The 15,785-nt window shown below is 31.7% G+C and carries 17 protein-coding genes; 15 read left to right on the top strand and 2 right to left on the bottom strand.

Annotation, left to right across the window (positions count from 1 at the left end; translation table 11 throughout):
* The 9 genes from ACJAX4_RS14620 to spoVAE form a co-directional block, all read left to right on the top strand.
* On the top strand, positions 1-427 hold a 427-nt coding region (locus ACJAX4_RS14620), incomplete at its 5' end, for an acyl-protein synthetase-related protein (protein WP_435790193.1).
* Positions 424-1,728: an acyl-CoA reductase gene (locus ACJAX4_RS14625; RefSeq protein ID WP_435790194.1), complete on the top strand. Its 1,305-nt coding sequence runs from the start codon at positions 424-426 to the stop codon at positions 1,726-1,728. The genes ACJAX4_RS14620 and ACJAX4_RS14625, both read left to right, overlap by 4 nt.
* A 46-nt stretch (positions 1,729-1,774) precedes the next feature.
* Entirely contained in the window at positions 1,775-2,194 is a 420-nt protein-coding gene (locus ACJAX4_RS14630) for a MaoC family dehydratase (RefSeq protein ID WP_435790195.1), read from the top strand.
* Between the two features lie 425 nt (positions 2,195-2,619).
* Positions 2,620-2,955, top strand: a complete 336-nt coding sequence (gene spoIIAA, locus ACJAX4_RS14635; protein ID WP_435790196.1) for an anti-sigma F factor antagonist — start codon at positions 2,620-2,622, stop codon at positions 2,953-2,955.
* Between the two features lie 13 nt (positions 2,956-2,968).
* Positions 2,969-3,397, top strand: a complete 429-nt coding sequence (spoIIAB, locus tag ACJAX4_RS14640; protein WP_435790197.1) for an anti-sigma F factor — start codon at positions 2,969-2,971, stop codon at positions 3,395-3,397.
* Between the two features lie 10 nt (positions 3,398-3,407).
* Entirely contained in the window at positions 3,408-4,163 is a 756-nt protein-coding gene (gene sigF / locus ACJAX4_RS14645; protein WP_435790198.1) for an RNA polymerase sporulation sigma factor SigF, read from the top strand.
* Between the two features lie 148 nt (positions 4,164-4,311).
* Positions 4,312-4,764: a stage V sporulation protein AC gene (spoVAC, locus tag ACJAX4_RS14650; RefSeq protein WP_435790199.1), complete on the top strand. Its 453-nt coding sequence runs from the start codon at positions 4,312-4,314 to the stop codon at positions 4,762-4,764.
* 6 nt (positions 4,765-4,770) lie between these two features.
* On the top strand, positions 4,771-5,787 hold the full coding sequence (gene spoVAD / locus ACJAX4_RS14655) for a stage V sporulation protein AD (RefSeq protein WP_435790200.1): 1,017 nt from the start codon (positions 4,771-4,773) through the stop codon (positions 5,785-5,787).
* A complete protein-coding gene (spoVAE, locus tag ACJAX4_RS14660) occupies positions 5,788-6,147 on the top strand; it encodes a stage V sporulation protein AE (protein WP_435790201.1) in 360 nt (119 codons plus the stop codon).
* Between the two features lie 49 nt (positions 6,148-6,196).
* Here spoVAE and ACJAX4_RS14665 read toward each other — a convergent pair whose 3' ends face one another.
* Entirely contained in the window at positions 6,197-8,686 is a 2,490-nt protein-coding gene (locus tag ACJAX4_RS14665) for a transglycosylase domain-containing protein (RefSeq protein ID WP_435790202.1), read from the bottom strand.
* 188 nt (positions 8,687-8,874) lie between these two features.
* Between ACJAX4_RS14665 and yunB the strand changes: the two genes are divergently transcribed.
* Positions 8,875-9,546 (top strand): sporulation protein YunB, encoded by a 672-nt coding sequence (gene yunB, locus ACJAX4_RS14670; protein WP_435790203.1) that lies wholly within the window; start codon positions 8,875-8,877, stop codon positions 9,544-9,546.
* 38 nt (positions 9,547-9,584) lie between these two features.
* Here the strand turns inward: yunB and hpt are convergent, their stop codons facing one another.
* Positions 9,585-10,109 carry a hypoxanthine phosphoribosyltransferase gene (gene hpt, locus ACJAX4_RS14675; protein ID WP_435790204.1) on the bottom strand — a complete coding sequence of 175 codons (525 nt, stop codon included), beginning with the start codon at positions 10,107-10,109 and terminating at the stop codon, positions 9,585-9,587.
* Between the two features lie 121 nt (positions 10,110-10,230).
* On the opposite strand from hpt, the gene hflX reads away from it, so the two are divergent.
* From hflX to ACJAX4_RS14700, 5 genes are all read left to right on the top strand, one after another.
* Positions 10,231-12,018 carry a GTPase HflX gene (gene hflX, locus ACJAX4_RS14680; protein WP_435790205.1) on the top strand — a complete coding sequence of 596 codons (1,788 nt, stop codon included), beginning with the start codon at positions 10,231-10,233 and terminating at the stop codon, positions 12,016-12,018.
* Positions 12,019-12,142: 124 nt separating this feature from the next.
* Complete coding sequence (locus ACJAX4_RS14685; protein WP_435790206.1) at positions 12,143-12,673, top strand: hypothetical protein; 531 nt, start codon at positions 12,143-12,145, stop codon at positions 12,671-12,673.
* Between the two features lie 113 nt (positions 12,674-12,786).
* Positions 12,787-13,683, top strand: coding sequence for a nucleotidyltransferase domain-containing protein (locus ACJAX4_RS14690; protein WP_435790207.1), 897 nt, complete (start codon positions 12,787-12,789; stop codon positions 13,681-13,683).
* Between the two features lie 26 nt (positions 13,684-13,709).
* Positions 13,710-15,125 (top strand): PLP-dependent aminotransferase family protein, encoded by a 1,416-nt coding sequence (locus ACJAX4_RS14695; RefSeq protein ID WP_435790208.1) that lies wholly within the window; start codon positions 13,710-13,712, stop codon positions 15,123-15,125.
* Positions 15,126-15,148: 23 nt separating this feature from the next.
* The coding region (locus ACJAX4_RS14700; protein ID WP_435790209.1) for a HEAT repeat domain-containing protein at positions 15,149-15,785 on the top strand (637 nt) is incomplete at its 3' end.

The raw sequence follows: 15,785 nt of genomic DNA on the forward strand, positions 1-15,785 counted from the left end.
ATGGAAAAAACTTGTTTCCCAAAAGGTAGAAAAAAAAGAATTTTCAGAGACCGTAGCAAATATATTTAACACAAGTTCATCCAACGTTATGGATTTTTATGGATTGGTGGAACAGGTAGGAGTAGTTTTTGTTGATTGTGAGTATGGACATAAACATGTACCAAATTTTGCAGAGGTAATTATAAGGGATATACAGTCTTTAGAAGAAGTGAAGGTTGGTGAATCAGGGCTTATAGAGGTTATGAGTATATTGGGCTCTAGTTATCCATCACAAGCTATTCTAACTGAGGATATTGGTCAATTAATAGGTGTAGATGATTGTCCTTGTGGTAGATGCGGTAAGTATTTTAGATTTAAATCTCGAGTGGACAAGGCTGAAATTAGAGGATGCGGAGATACCTTTGCGGAAAAGGAGTTTGGAAGATGATAAATTGTTATGGATTAAACGGTGAATTCTTTGAAAATGGAGCGTCATTTGAAGATTTTGATAAAATAGATACCTGCTTAAACGAGAGGCTTTCCGAGCTTTATGAATTTCCTATAGAAGTTATAATACTTATTATAGATGAATATAGTAAGAAAATCAGAGCAAACAGAGAAATGTTGAAAATGGAAGGGGTTCCCTTTTTAAGTTTTTATTTGAAGAAAGTAAATATGGAAAAACAGTTAAAGCTTAACTTAGGTAATATCGAGTACCTAAATAATTTTGTACAGATAGAGGATGGGAAATATATTAAAGCACAACCAAAGGGTATAGTTTGCCACTGGATGGCTAGTAATGTACCTACACTTGGAATATATTCTGTACTACAGAGTATCTTATGTAAGAATGCAAATATCTTCCGTGTCTCTAAGGGAAGTGTTAGTATAGTATACGAATTACTGAAACTTTTGGATGATATTGTAATTGTGTATCATGGAAATACGTATTCTTCCAAGGTTATATTGAAAAATATTGCCTTTGTTTATTTTAAAAGTGAAGATGTACATCATAATTCTCAAATGTCTTTAAAAGCTGATGCGCGAATAATTTGGGGTGGTAAAATAGCCGTAGAGGCTATATCTCTTTTACCTAAAAAAGCTACGTGTAAGGATTTAATCTTTGGACCTAAGTATTCTTTTGCAGTTTTTGATAGATCAGCAATTGAAAGTGATGATTTCGAAGAGTACCTAGAAAATTTGATCACAGATATAGTCTCATTTGATCAAAAGGCATGTTCTTCACCTCAGGTATTATTTTTAGAGAAAAGCAAGCTATCCACAGAAAAAATAGCGCAAATGTTAAGTCTGAAATTTGAAAAAATAATTAAAAGATATACTAATATAGATTTGGAAGAGGCTGTAGCTGCAAAAATAATTAATAAAAGAGGGGAATACTTACTGTGTTTAGATAAGCGGAGTTACACAAGTAGGGGACTTCAATATACGATACTAATTGATAATGAATTAAAACTTGAGGAGCCAATTACAGGGCGAACTATATTTTTAAAGCAGGTGAAGGATATATCGGAAGTATTCTCAATGATTACTAAAAATATACAAACTATCGGAATTGCCTCAAAAGATTTTAAAAAAACTTTGGATTTTACAGATAGAATAACAGCTTTAGGGGTAGATAGAGTTGTAAAAATTGGATATATGAATTTGTATGATTCTCCTTGGGATGGCATGTTAATAATGAGCGAATTAGTTAGATGGTGTTCACTTAATATAAATGGAATGATTTAATCATATTTGATAGTAACGCTAGATTTTTTTATAATGGAGGAATTATATGCCAAACATTAAAGATTTTCATGTAGGTCAAAGCGACGAGTATGTAAAGAAATTTACAGCGACTGAAGTAGAACTTTATGCACAGATTACAGGAGACTATAATTTTGTGCATATGGATGAGGAAAAAGCTAAAAGGTCTTTTTTTAAAGGTAGAATAGTTCATGGACAATTAGTTGGTGGACTAATTTCTGCACTGCTTGGAACTAAATTACCAGGGGGAGGAAACATATATTTAGAACAAAGCTTAGAATTTTTAAAACCTGTAAGAATTGGTGACACAATTACAGCGAGGGTTATTATTACTGAAATAAATGAAAACAAGAAAATTCTTGTACTTGATACGTTTTGTCTAAATGAACAGCAAGAAGTAGTTTTAAAAGGAAAAGCCAAGGTTTTAGTATTAAAACTAAGAAAGTAAAGATATTTAGTGCAATAACTGTTGTAAAAATGAAACGCGTTGCATAAATGCAAAAAAGTATAAATGCCATTTAAAACATTATATTACGCCACTATTAATGAGTTTTAATAGACTGTATTTTAAACATTTGTTGTTTTTACGCAACAAATGTTATTTTTTTTAAAAAATAATCTACTGAATAATAATTGTAATTAAATAATTTATAAAGAAGATAGTGAAGATTGTTCCAACTCCAATGTACCTGCTTTTGCTTATTATAATTATTATTGTATGAAAAGATGTAAAAATGGGGATAATATAAAAAAAAGAATAAATATTACAAAAAAAGAAGGGAAATTATGTATTTTGTAGAATATAGAGAATAGAAATAATATTTAGAGCGTATTTAAAAATTATTTAATTTTAAATTAATTAGGGGGAAGAAAATGCATTTAAATTTTGAGAATAGCCAAGATAAATTGATAGTTTACATGTCGGGAGAATTAGATCATCATAGCTCGGAAGAAGTGAGGAATATTATCGATGATCGTTTAGACAGGGATAGATTTAATAAACTAATTATGGATTTTAATGGTGTATCCTTCATGGACAGTTCTGGTATTGGGGTAGTTATAGGAAGATACAGAAAATTACACATGAGAAATGGAGAAGTATGTGTAACTAATATTAAATCTTCGGTAAAAAGAGTGTTCGAATTGTCAGGAATGTTTAAGATTATAATGTCATACGATGATGTTGAACAAGCTATAAAGAATATTTAGTGGGGGGATTAAAATGTGTCACAATAACATTAAAATTGAATTTTTAAGTAAATCCCAGAATGAAGGATTTGCAAGAGTAGCGGTAGCGGCATTTGCTACACAATTAGATCCTACAATTGAGGAAATTAACGATATTAAAACAGCAGTATCAGAAGCAGTTACTAATGCAATTATTCATGGATATGATAGTGAAGAGCAAATGATCACTATCGAAGCTATTATTGATGGAAATGAATTAACTGTGATAGTCTGCGACACAGGAAAAGGGATTGATAATCTTGAGCTTGCGCTTCAACCGTTGTACACATCACGCCCAGATTTAGAGAGGTCAGGTATGGGGTTCACTGTAATGGATAGCTTTATGGATAGCTTAGAAGTAAAGTCAGATAAAGGTAGGGGAACAAGTATAATCATGAAAAAACTATTTACTCCTTTAAGTTAGGTGGAATATTATGGATCAAAAAATAGTTAAAAAAAATAATTATAATTACGATGATAATGTACATCTTATAGAAATGGTTAAAATTGGAGAACCAGGTGCACTAGATAGGTTAGTAGAAATGAATTTACCTTTAGCTGCATCAATAAGTAAAAAGTTTCTTAATAGAGGATATGAGTATGATGATATATTTCAAATTGGGTGTATTGGGCTTGTAAAAGCGATTAAAAACTTTGATACTAAATATAATGTGAAATTTTCTACATATGCCGTGCCTATGATAATAGGAGAAATCAAAAGATTTCTTAGGGATGACGGAATTATAAAAGTAAGTAGAAGTGTTAAAAATACTGCGCGGAAATTACATTATGATAAAGATACGCTTACGAAAGAATTGGGTAGAGACCCTACTATCGAAGAATTATCAGTTTTTTCAGGAGTACAAAAAGAGGATATAGTATATGCACTTGAATCCGCTAGTAACATGCAATATTTGTTTGATACAATACATCAAGAGGATGGTGCGCCAGTTCTACTAATAGACAAATTAAGTGAAAAATATGAAGAAGATAATGAAGTTTTAGATAAAATAGCCCTTAAGGAAGCCCTTAGTAAACTTGATTCAAAATCAAGGCAAATAATTATGCTGAGATATTTTAAAGATAATACACAGATTCAAGTGGCAAAAATGATGGGAATTAGTCAAGTGCAGGTATCAAGAATAGAAAAGAAAGTTTTGAAAATAATGAAGGAAAAGTTAAGTGGCTAAGATGAATTTAAGATAAACAACTTCAATGTTTAAGGTTGAGGTTGTTTATCTTTTAATTTATCTTATTTTTTTTGACTAAAAATAATATTAATGTTAACAATAACATAGACGCTATATTTGTTTTAGAGAATTGTAGGGAGGAGATTTCATGAAGGTAGAAGAAAAAACCATAAGAAAAAAATTCGATAACCTTAATTCTAATAAAATACCTAAGCCTAATTTGGCTTTACACTGCTTTAATGCCTTTTGGGTAGGAGGAACGATATGTGTAATAGGTCAATTTGTAAGGGACTTTTTCACGAATAGGGGAATACCTGAAGATGAACTGGGGACGTATGTATCCATAGTTATGATATTTTTAGGTGCAATACTTACTGGAGTAGGGGTATACGATAAGCTAGGTGATTTCGCAGGAGCAGGGTCTGTTGTTCCTATTACTGGTTTTGCAAACTCAATTGTTGCACCAGCGATGGAATTCAAAAAAGAAGGATTTATTTTTGGTGTAGCTGCTAAAATGTTTAGTATTGCAGGCCCGGTTTTGGTTTATGGTATTGGCTCATCTGTAATATTAGGAATTTTATATTATTTTTTTAGGTGGTGATTTAAAATGGGTAGAAGGATCGGTGCTCAGACAGTAGAAATTGAGAGTAAACCAAGAATTATAAGTACTTATAATATAGTTGGTCCAAAGGAAGGTCAAGGACCGCTAGCAAAGTATTTTGATAAGATTTTAGATGATGATCTTAATGGAAAAGATAGTTTTGAAAAAGCTGAAACAAGCCTTATATATACTTCAGTATCAGAGAGTATAAAAAAAGCAAAACTAAAAGAAACTGACATAAATTATTTACTTGCTGGAGATTTACTAAATCAATTATTCTCTTCAACTTTTGCAGCTAGAGATTTAGACATTCCATTCCTGGGGTTATATGGAGCATGTTCAACAATGGCAGAGTCTTTAGCTGTGGGAGCAATGATAATGGAAGGTGGCTTTGCTAATTACGTTGTAGCGGCTACATCATCGCATTTCTCCGCTGCTGAAAGACAATATAGACTACCGCTTGAAATGGGAAGTCAGAGATCTCCAACATCTCAATGGACAGTTACAGGTTCAGGAGCAATGGTTTTAGGAAAAAAAGGTGTTTTTCCATATATTACTCATGTTACAATTGGAAAAGTTAAAGATTATGGAATAACTGACGTAAATAATATGGGGATTTCTATGGCGCCAGCCGCTGTAGACACAATTAAACAACATTTTATGGACACTGGTAGGAAACCATCCTATTACGATATTATTGCTACGGGGGATTTGGGGATATTAGGAAGACAATTTACAGAAGAATTGCTTTTAGAGTATAAGTATGACATGAAAGGTCATTATATTGATTGTGGAGAACAAATTTTTGATGCGCAAAAACAGGCAACGAATGCTGGAGGTAGTGGTTGTGGGTGTTCTGCAGTAGTTGCAACAGGTTACCTATACAAGAATATGTTAAAGGGTAAATTTAAAAAAGTACTGTTAGTATCCACAGGAGCTCTTCTTAGTCCTACCTCGTCACTACAGGGCGAAACAATACCGGGTATTGCACATGCCGTCTCAATCGAATTTGGTGGTGCGTAAATGAATGATTACATAATGGCTTTTATAGTTGGAGGTATAATTTGTGTAATAGGTCAAATACTAATGGACACCACTAAATTAACTCCAGCACGAATATTAGTTTTATTTGTAACTGCCGGAGTAGTATTAGGCGCATTTAATATATATGATGTGGTGATAGAATATGGGAAGGCAGGAGCGACCATACCTCTGACAGGGTTTGGACATAGTTTAGCAGAAAGTGTAATGAAGGAAGTAGACGATGTAGGCCTTATAGGGGCATTTACCGGCGGAATAAAGGGAACTGCTGGGGGTATTACTGCAGCAATTTTCTTTGGTTATGTTATGGCACTAATATTTAATCCTAAATCTAAAGGGTAAAAAAACTACTATCAAATACAATTTGTATTTGATAGTAGTTTTTATTTTGTTAATGAGTATTAATTTTGTTTTTAGGTTTTCCATTACCTGGATTATCATTGTTTCCATCTTCCACTATTGGAGGATCCACTATTGGAGGATCGACTACTGGAGGATCGATTACTGGAGGATCGATTACTGGAGGATCGATTACTGAAGGATCAACTACCGGTGGAATTACATTTTCTTTTGAAAAGGTATCAACCGCGGTTGGCAATAAATATTTAGCGTCTAATAACGTTACTGTAGGTTTATAGTTTCTCGTTATAAAAACTCTTGTTTCAATGTTTTCAGGGGGCGAAAATTCTGATGGTAGTACGTATTTTCCAGTAGTAGGATCTTTTATAACTTTAGCCTGAACATGAATGGTATCAAATGTTTTTGGTTGAGTTCCATTAATAAATAGTTCAGAATAAATTCTGTTTCCTCTAGGGTCTTTATTAGTTAAATCTGAAGGTATATTTCCTGAATCCTTTGAAACAGAATAGGATGATATACCAGAGGGCCTTTCTATCTCTATTACTGGTAGTGAGGTATGGGCAGACTTCATAATTTTTGACCATACTGCCGCTGCGCCGTTACTACCAATCCCATTAATTGAATTATATCCTGTATCTGTTCCAATCCAAACAGCCGCAGAGTAATACGGAGTTAATCCAACAAACCATAAGTTTTTTGAATCAGAAGAAGTACCAGTTTTACCTGCAACAGGCATGTCACCAAAAGGAGCCCTTGTTCCAGTTCCACCTTGTACAGGTCCCTTTAATAAATCATACATTATATAAGCACTTTGAGCAGATATAACAGGCTTTGGGTTATATTTTGTCTGGAGTAATACTTTGCCAGAACTATCAATTACCTCAGTGTATAATCTTGGAGCATTCCGCATTCCGTTGTTGCCAAAAACGCCATACGCTGATGCCATGGTGAGAGGATTTGTACCGACATATTTACCTCCATCTAATTGACCAAGTGCCATAGCAGAAATACTTCCTGTATCAGCATCATCTAGTTGAAGTCCAAATTTTTTACCATATGATACGCTAGTTTTTATATCAATCTTATCCACAAGTTTCACCGCTGCCACATTAATAGAGAATTTTAAATTATCTCGTAGAGTGGTGTACCCTCTATTTATGTTCGGCGAATTTGTGGGGTTATATAAACCGTTAGGACCTTTATATTTTATCTGAAGCGCTTTAGGTAAAGGTGAATCTTCAATAATGGTAGAAGCAGTAGCTATTTTTGTATCAATAGCTGGTCCATATACAGTTAATGGCTTAATCGTTGATCCAGGAGCCTTTAAGAAACTATTAGAGGCTGCTCTATTGTGGGTCATAGGACCCTGACCGCTACGTCCACCTATAATAGTTTTGACTTCACCTGTACGATAATCTACTATAACGGTAGAGGCTTGGAGTTCTGGGTTGTTGTTTATATTTGAGTTTATAGCTTCATCAATTAGTTTCTGGGATGCATTCTGCATTTTGCTATTCATAGTTGTGTGAATTTGTAAGCCATCATACATAAGTCTTGATTGGGCTTCTTCTCTGCTAATACTATACTGTTTCATTAAATCTTCTGTAACTCGAGTAATTGCAGGTCTAGAGAAGTACTCATAGTTCATTTTATTTGCATCTGTTGTTGGAAAACTGAACTTTAATTCTTCAGCCAAAGCTAAATCTAATTCTTCTTTATTGATTTTCTCGTACTTATACATATTTGCAAGAACAGCATTTGTTCTATTTGATGTGAACACCTCTTTATCCTTATAAGCCTTTGATGTCAAAGTATATGAAAGGCTAGGATTTTGTGCAGCACTAGCAATAAAAGCATATTGTTTTAAGGATAAATCTTTTATTGATACACCAAAATATTGCTGTGAAGCAGCTTCTATTCCATGTGCTCTTCCTCCTAAAAAAATAGTATTTAGATAAGTTTCTAAAATTTGTTTTTTGCTCAAAACTTTTTCTAGTTGGAGGGATAGCGTTATTTCTTGGACTTTCCGTTTTATGCTAGTTCTGTTTTTCATAGAATCTTCTAAAAACATTCTATATTTTACTAATTGCTGGGTTATAGTAGAAGCCCCTTGGAGACTTTGGTTACTACCCGTTATTTTTATTTTTATATCATTTAATATAGCACCACCAAGTCTTTTTACATCGATGCCAGGGTGATCGTAAAACCTGAAATCTTCGATACTTATAAAAGCATCGCTAAGAGTGGTTGGAACATCATCAATAGATATATTAACTCTTCTTTCTGATGTAATATATTCATCAATTTTTTTGCCTTTGTCATCTAATATTATTGATGGTGAATCTAATTTTAAAAATTCATTAATATCTAAGCTAGGAGCCGTTTTTACCATAGCTAGGACTACTCCACCCACAGCTACACTGATTATTAATGTCATAAAAAAAATAGTAAAAATAATGGTTCTAAATATTTTCCACCCATTTACCTTTTTTTTCTTCTGAGTAGTTTTATTATTATTCATTAAGTCTCCTCCTTATATGCTTCTGAAGCATATAATATTTATTTATTGTTAAATTTATCATATAATTTCACATTATTTAACTAAGATTAGCTTTTAATATTATAACATATAAAATATTGAATTAGGTATTCTATTTAATTCTTTACTTTAAAAGTGGTACATATAATAAAATATAACTTTAAATGGGGATGATAAATATTAAAAATAAAATTAAATATAGAATATTATTAATTATATTCATAATAATGATAAATTTTACTGTTTTCATTTATATATTTGATAAAACTGTAATGCCAACAGTGATGGTAGTAGCGGATGCAGAAATGAGATCAAAAGCTACAGAGATTGTTAATAGAGCAATTATAAACCAGTATTCGAAACAATTTAACTACGACGAGATTATAAGAGTGGATAAAGACTTAGAAGGTAATATTGTAATGCTTAAAGCAGATACTCTAAAAATGAATAAAATAGCCAGTGATGTGGCTTTAGAATCCCAAGAAAAATTGAAGGAAATAGGTGTAGTAGGAATTAAACTTCCAATAGGTTATATAACGAGAAATAATATTCTATCTTATTATGGGCCGAATATAACAGTAAAAATGCAGCCTATAGGACATGTCGAAACCAAATACTCTTCAGAGTTCGAAAGTGCAGGTATAAACCAAACGAGACATAAAATTTATGTTAAAGTAAAGACTACGATTAGAGTAATTATTCCCTTGAAGAGCAATACTGTAGAAGTGTCTCACGAAATACCAATTGCTGAAACTATTATAGTAGGGAAAATACCTAATACTGCAATTCAGTTAGATTTAAAGGGTACGGGTTTTAATTTAGGGAATAGTAGTAGTGATTAAAATAAAAATAAAGTACGCTTGAACGTACTTTATTTTTATTATTCTTCCCAATTAAATACATATGGAATGTTTCTATAATAATCTCCATAATTTAAACCATATCCAACTACGAATAAATCTGGAATTTCAAAACAGCAATAATCAGGGGTTATATTAATTTTTCTTCGTAGAGGTTTATTTAAAAGAACACATGATTTAACTGAAGCAGCTCCTAAAGAACGAGCCCGTGACATAACACAATCCATAGTTATACCAGTATCAACAATATCATCCACTATTAATACATCAAAACCTTCGATATTATCAGGTACGTCATTTACAACGTTTATTGAACCACAAGACTCCTCACCATTACCATAGCTTGAAGTTGTCATAAATCCTATTTTAGTTGGCACCGTGATTTGACGTACAAGGTCCGCAGTATATATAAAACTACCTCTTAATAATGATAGAACATATAAATTTTTTCCGTAATAATCTTTTGAAATCTCAGCACCAAGTTGCTGGATTCTTTCATCAATTTGTTCTTTAGATATAAGAATATTTATTTTTTTATCTTCCAATGTTAATCCCACCCTCTAATTATATTTACAATAATGGTTCAATGGTATAAAATTATATGAAGGTTGTCAAGTATAAGTATAAGAAAATCAATCGAAATATTATAGAATGGAGTGATTTAAGATGATATATGGAAATATTAGCGGAGTTAAGAACTCAATTTTAAATAAATTAGAAGATGCCTGTGAGATAAGACTTTCTAAAGATTGTATCTTATCTGAAGAATTAGTAGATGTATTAGTACAGGTAACAAAAGATTTAGATAGGGAAGTCAGTGCTGCAATTGATAGAAAGGGAAACATAATAAGTGTTGCTATTGGCGACAGTAGTACAGTGGAACTTCCTATAATTGATATAAGAGAAGGAAGATTATCTGGAGTGAAAATAATACACACTCATCCAAATGGGAATTCTAGATTATCAGCACTGGATATGTCTGCACTTTTAAAATTAAAGTTAGATTGTATTGTAGCTATTGGAATAAAAGAAAATCAAAGTTTAAAGTATAATGTGGGTTTTTGTGGAATAGAAAATAATATTTTAATGGAAGAAGAGATAGGACCTCTAAATATAAACGAAATAATGGAATATGATATAATCGGTAAAATTAAATATACGGAAAAATTGATGAAAACACATGAAATTCTTGAAGATGATGTAGAAAGAGCTGTCTTAGTAGGAATAGAAAGTGAAGAGGATCTAATAGAACTTAGAGAACTTGCACAGGCCTGTAATGTACAAACAGTAGATGCGATACTTCAAAAAAAGCACAAAATAGATCCAGCTCTATACATAGGTAGCGGTAAAGCGGAAGAAATCGGCATTATAAGGCAAGCACTAAGAGCAAATCTAGTTATTTTCGATGATGAATTATCAGGTTCACAAGTTAGAAATTTAGAGGAAGTTCTTGGATGTAAGGTTATAGATCGAACTACACTAATACTGGAGATATTTGCGCGAAGAGCAAAAACTAGGGAAGCGAAAATTCAAGTTGAACTTGCACAATTAAAATATAGGTTACCAAGGTTAACTGGGCTTGGAACAATGTTATCACGAACAGGTGCGGGAATTGGAACAAAGGGTCCTGGAGAGAAAAAATTAGAAATTGATAAAAGACGAATAAGAGATGGCATTTTCGATTTAAATAAAGAATTGGAAAAAATAAGAAACATAAGAGGGGTTCAAAGGGAAAGAAGAAGTAGGGAAAGCGTTTCAAAAGTATCTCTAGTTGGATATACTAATTCTGGGAAATCAACACTTAGAAACAAATTGTGTGAGGTATCAGCACTGAAAAATGTTGTACAAAAGGATAAAGTGTTTGAAGCGGATATGCTCTTTGCAACATTAGACGTAACAACAAGAGCATTATTATTACCAGATAATAGAGTAGCAGCAGTAACTGATACTGTAGGATTCATAAGAAAGCTTCCTCATGATTTGGTTGAAGCTTTTAAATCAACACTTGAAGAAGTGGTGTATTCAGATTTGTTAATGCATGTAGTAGACGTATCTTCTAGCAATGCTGAGCTACAGATAGAGGCGGTGCATGGAGTTTTAGTAGAACTAAACGCATTTGATAAGCCAATGATACTTCTTTTAAATAAAATTGATAAAGCCTCAGAAGAAAACATTTTAATGATTAAAGAAAAGTATAAAAACATAAAGGCTATAGAGATATCGGCTAAAGTTGGTACTAATTTGGAAGAGTTATTAAAAGAAGTTTGTAATGATCTACCATATACTCTTAAAAGTTTTAAAGTGCTTATTCCATATACTGATCAAGCAATGGTGGCGTACTTGCATAGGGGATCAAATGTGGAATCGGAAGAATATAATGAAGAGGGAACAGTTATGTCAGTCCAAGGGGATGATGAAGTTTACAATAAGTGTGAAAAATATATCTTAGTGTAGCCTGAACTGTTATTATTTGTGGAAAAAAATCTTCATATGTGTAATAAAAGTTACTAAATGAATATATAATTATATAAGATGTTCAATAAGTCTATAGCATTTATCTTAGGATTTAGGAGTAGATATGAAAGAGGGAAAACCAAATTCAGGAAATGGGAACAAAGCGGATAAAAAATCAGCGCAAGATGATGTGAATAAATACAGTGAAAAAAGAATCCTAGATATTATCAATGAGCAATTAAAGAACCTCCCTTTAGGCGCGGCTGCAGATCAGACAATACCTGGAACAGCGGGAGTAACTGGTTCAACTGGTTCAACTGATGGTTGTAGTATTAATGCATTGGCAGATAAGGTTTTAAATATGAATATTTTAAGATTTGAATTAGATAGATTACAATTAGATTTTAGGGGAAGGGCATATTTTGAAAATGATGTGAGACCATTAATAGATACTTTAACTGTTCTATCATTTGCATCGAATAATTTCTCGAATACTGCAAGTAATATTGCAAGTACTAATTTTGGTAATACTTCAAACATAAAACAGGCGCTAGATTTAACGGATAGTGTAGATGATATATCTGGTGATTTAATTAAGGTATTAAAATGTAAAATTGATAATTTGCTTAAATTATCAAAGTGTGATTGTAAATAGTTAAATACTAATAAAGAGAACAGGTTTATTATAACTTGATTCTCTTTATTTTATATTCTAAAGAATTATGTTATAATCGTGGATAAAGAAATAAAAATTTGGGGGCGATTGGAATGACTAAAACTATTTTACAATATCAAAAAGCATTTAATAGTGTAGTAGATAGAATAAAAATTGATGAAGCTGTTCTATCCGTAATGGTTTTTGGAAGTATGGTAACAGGTGATTTATGGGAAGAATCAGATATTGATCTTTTCGTAATTGTTAAGCAAAACACAGATGAAATTAGGAATATACATACAGAAGAAAATGGTGTTCCTGTACATATTAAACTCATGGGTAAGGAGCAATTTATACAAATTTATTCTGACAACCTTAAGGGTGGATATATGCATAGAATTTTCTCTTCTTCAAGACTAGTGTTTTCGAAAGACATGGATATAACTGTAAGATTTGACGGTGGTAGGTTTTTCCCTGATGCTGATCGTGAACGATGGGGAATGTATTTTTTAGGTAAACTATTAAAAGATATGGGTGTATGTAAAAAGTATTTATGGAGCAATGGTATATATACGGCCTACAGTACTGCTATAAGATGTATAGAGAAATATTCAAGACTATATATAAACTCAGCAGGATATATGATTAGTAAGGATGTTATGGCTATGGCTTTAAATTTAAATGACGAGTTTAAACAATGTGTCGATAAATTGTTTTTTGAAAACTCAAATATAGAAGAGGCAATTAAGGAAACTATGACATTTCTAGAACAAAGTATAAATATAAGTTTGAAAAATAATTGTAGCTTACTTTTAAATTATATGAGAGAAAAAGACGAATTTTTAAGTTCCGAAGAAATTATGGCAGAAGACTTATTTGTGAATTTTGATATAGATATGGAAGAACTTCTTAGCAAACTTTGGGAAGGAGATATTATTAAAAAGGAAACTAGAGATTTCAAGATGGACAATGATAAGATTTTATTTAAGCAAAATGTTTACTTTATATAATATTTTCGAGGTGAAAAGGGGGCAATATGCAAAAGTATGAACTTGAATTTAACCCGGAATTTTCAAAATACATAGATATTTCAAAGCATATAAAAAAAATGATTGATGAAAATAACATTGAGGATGGTGAAAAATTACCATCCATAAGGAAATTATCAAAAATACTCATGGTTAATGAGGTTACAGTAGTAAAAGCTTATAAAAAGCTTGAAGCAGAAGGGTATGCATATCAAAAGATGGGCAGTGGAACTTACGCAAAAAAAAGAGAGACTAATTTAAGATTTAGAAAAGAATATTCGAATACATTAAAAAAAATATCTGGAGAACAACTTGAAAAATATGTAGATTTCACTGGCGAAATCACCAGCAGTGAATTTTTTCCTGTAACGGTATTTAAAGATGTATTAAATGAAGTATTAGATAGAGATGGTGCACAGGCGTTTGCTTACAAGGAATCGCTAGGATATGAAGGTCTGAGAAATTGTATAAGTAAATTTTTTTGGGATAGTAAGGTAAGTACTGAAGATATATTAATTATTTCAGGTGCACAGCAAGGCATTGATATAGTGTCAAAGTCTATAATAAATGTTCATGATAATGTAATTGTAGAAAAACCAACTTATAGTGGTGCTCTAACTGTTTTTAAGTGGAGAAGGGCTAATATATTCGAAGCTGCTATTCTAGAAGATGGTATAGATTTATACGAATTTGAAGAAATACTAAAAAAAAATAGAATAAAATGTTTTTACGCCATGAGTTATTTTCAAAATCCTACCGGGGCGACGTATAGTCTTAGGAAAAAAATGAAAATATTAGAACTTGCAGAATCATACAATTTTTATATTGTTGAAGATGATTATTTATCAGAGTTAATATATGATGATAAGAAATATCAGAGTTTTAAGAGCTTAGACGTAAATGATAGAGTTATTTATATAAAGAGTTTTTCTAAGCTGTTTCTTCCAGGAATAAGACTTGGATATATGATATCACCAGAAATATATAAAGAGCAGATTCAGAATTCAAAGATGAACACAGATATATCAACATCAAGTCTTATGCAGCGAGCTTTAGATTTATATATAAATAGAAATCTTTGGAGAGAACATATGACATATCTTAATATGGCATATAAAAACAAGTATAAATTTATGCTGGATTGTATAGAGAAGTATTTTTACAATATGGTTACATATTATACTCCAGAGGGAGGAATATATTTCTACTTTAAGGTTACCGATAAATTTAAAATAAATTCGATGCAACTGTTTTATAGCTGTAAGAATAGAGGCGTTTTAATTACTCCAGGGGTATTGTTTTATAAAAATGCTGAACAAGGTAACAGTTATTTCAGACTAAGTTTCTCGGAAATTAGGAAACCAGAAATAGAAGAAGGTATTAAAATTATTTCAGAGATATTGTGTGAAAATGGTAAAAAATAGCTACAAGGTAGGGTGAGAGACTTTTGAAAAAGGGATTGATTAACATTGACTGGCAGTGTGCTAGTCAATATTCTGAAGAAGAAATATCTTATTTTTTGTTCCTAGAGGGTAAAAGTATGGAATCTATATGTAAAATTAGAAATTTGGAAAATTCTATTGTGCAAAAACACATAATTGGTGGTAAGATAAAATATAGATTTTTAGCTAAAAGTAATGATCCTTCTGAACTTTTTATGAGTATTGCTAAGGCCGGGAAAGAAGATAAAATTTATTTCCTAAATTCACTCCTAGAGGATAATAAAAATAAACTAGTGGGGTTAATAAAAACTAGTTACACTGATATGATGCCAAAAGACAAAGAGGCGGCAGTTTGGATTTTAGGGGAATTAAAAGAAATATCTTGTATAGATATTTTAATTAAAGCCTCTGTTTATAAATTCATAAATGTACGAAGAATGGCAGTTTCAGCCATGGGAAAAATAGGAGACATTAGAGCAGAAGGTGCATTACTAAGAGCTCTTGGGGACGAGAACTCACAAGTGATAAGTTATGCGATAAAATCTTTAGGTAAAATAAAAAGTGAAAAAGCTATTATAAAAATAAAGTACATACATGATAACACTGATAAAAAATATATAATTGATGCTGCAGAGAAGTTTT

It is taken from the genome of Clostridium sp. (genome assembly GCF_051278035.1).
Classification (GTDB): domain Bacteria; phylum Bacillota; class Clostridia; order Clostridiales; family Clostridiaceae; genus Clostridium_AD.

Coding starts and splice junctions, on each gene's coding strand:
- ACJAX4_RS14625 (WP_435790194.1), top strand. CDS start 424: ATGATAAATTGTTATGGATTAAACGGTGAATTCTTTGAAAATGGAGCG.
- ACJAX4_RS14630 (WP_435790195.1), top strand. CDS start 1,775: ATGCCAAACATTAAAGATTTTCATGTAGGTCAAAGCGACGAGTATGTA.
- spoIIAA (WP_435790196.1), top strand. CDS start 2,620: ATGCATTTAAATTTTGAGAATAGCCAAGATAAATTGATAGTTTACATG.
- spoIIAB (WP_435790197.1), top strand. CDS start 2,969: ATGTGTCACAATAACATTAAAATTGAATTTTTAAGTAAATCCCAGAAT.
- sigF (WP_435790198.1), top strand. CDS start 3,408: ATGGATCAAAAAATAGTTAAAAAAAATAATTATAATTACGATGATAAT.
- spoVAC (WP_435790199.1), top strand. CDS start 4,312: ATGAAGGTAGAAGAAAAAACCATAAGAAAAAAATTCGATAACCTTAAT.
- spoVAD (WP_435790200.1), top strand. CDS start 4,771: ATGGGTAGAAGGATCGGTGCTCAGACAGTAGAAATTGAGAGTAAACCA.
- spoVAE (WP_435790201.1), top strand. CDS start 5,788: ATGAATGATTACATAATGGCTTTTATAGTTGGAGGTATAATTTGTGTA.
- ACJAX4_RS14665 (WP_435790202.1), bottom strand. CDS start 8,686: ATGAATAATAATAAAACTACTCAGAAGAAAAAAAAGGTAAATGGGTGG.
- yunB (WP_435790203.1), top strand. CDS start 8,875: ATGATAAATATTAAAAATAAAATTAAATATAGAATATTATTAATTATA.
- hflX (WP_435790205.1), top strand. CDS start 10,231: ATGATATATGGAAATATTAGCGGAGTTAAGAACTCAATTTTAAATAAA.
- ACJAX4_RS14685 (WP_435790206.1), top strand. CDS start 12,143: ATGAAAGAGGGAAAACCAAATTCAGGAAATGGGAACAAAGCGGATAAA.
- ACJAX4_RS14690 (WP_435790207.1), top strand. CDS start 12,787: ATGACTAAAACTATTTTACAATATCAAAAAGCATTTAATAGTGTAGTA.
- ACJAX4_RS14695 (WP_435790208.1), top strand. CDS start 13,710: ATGCAAAAGTATGAACTTGAATTTAACCCGGAATTTTCAAAATACATA.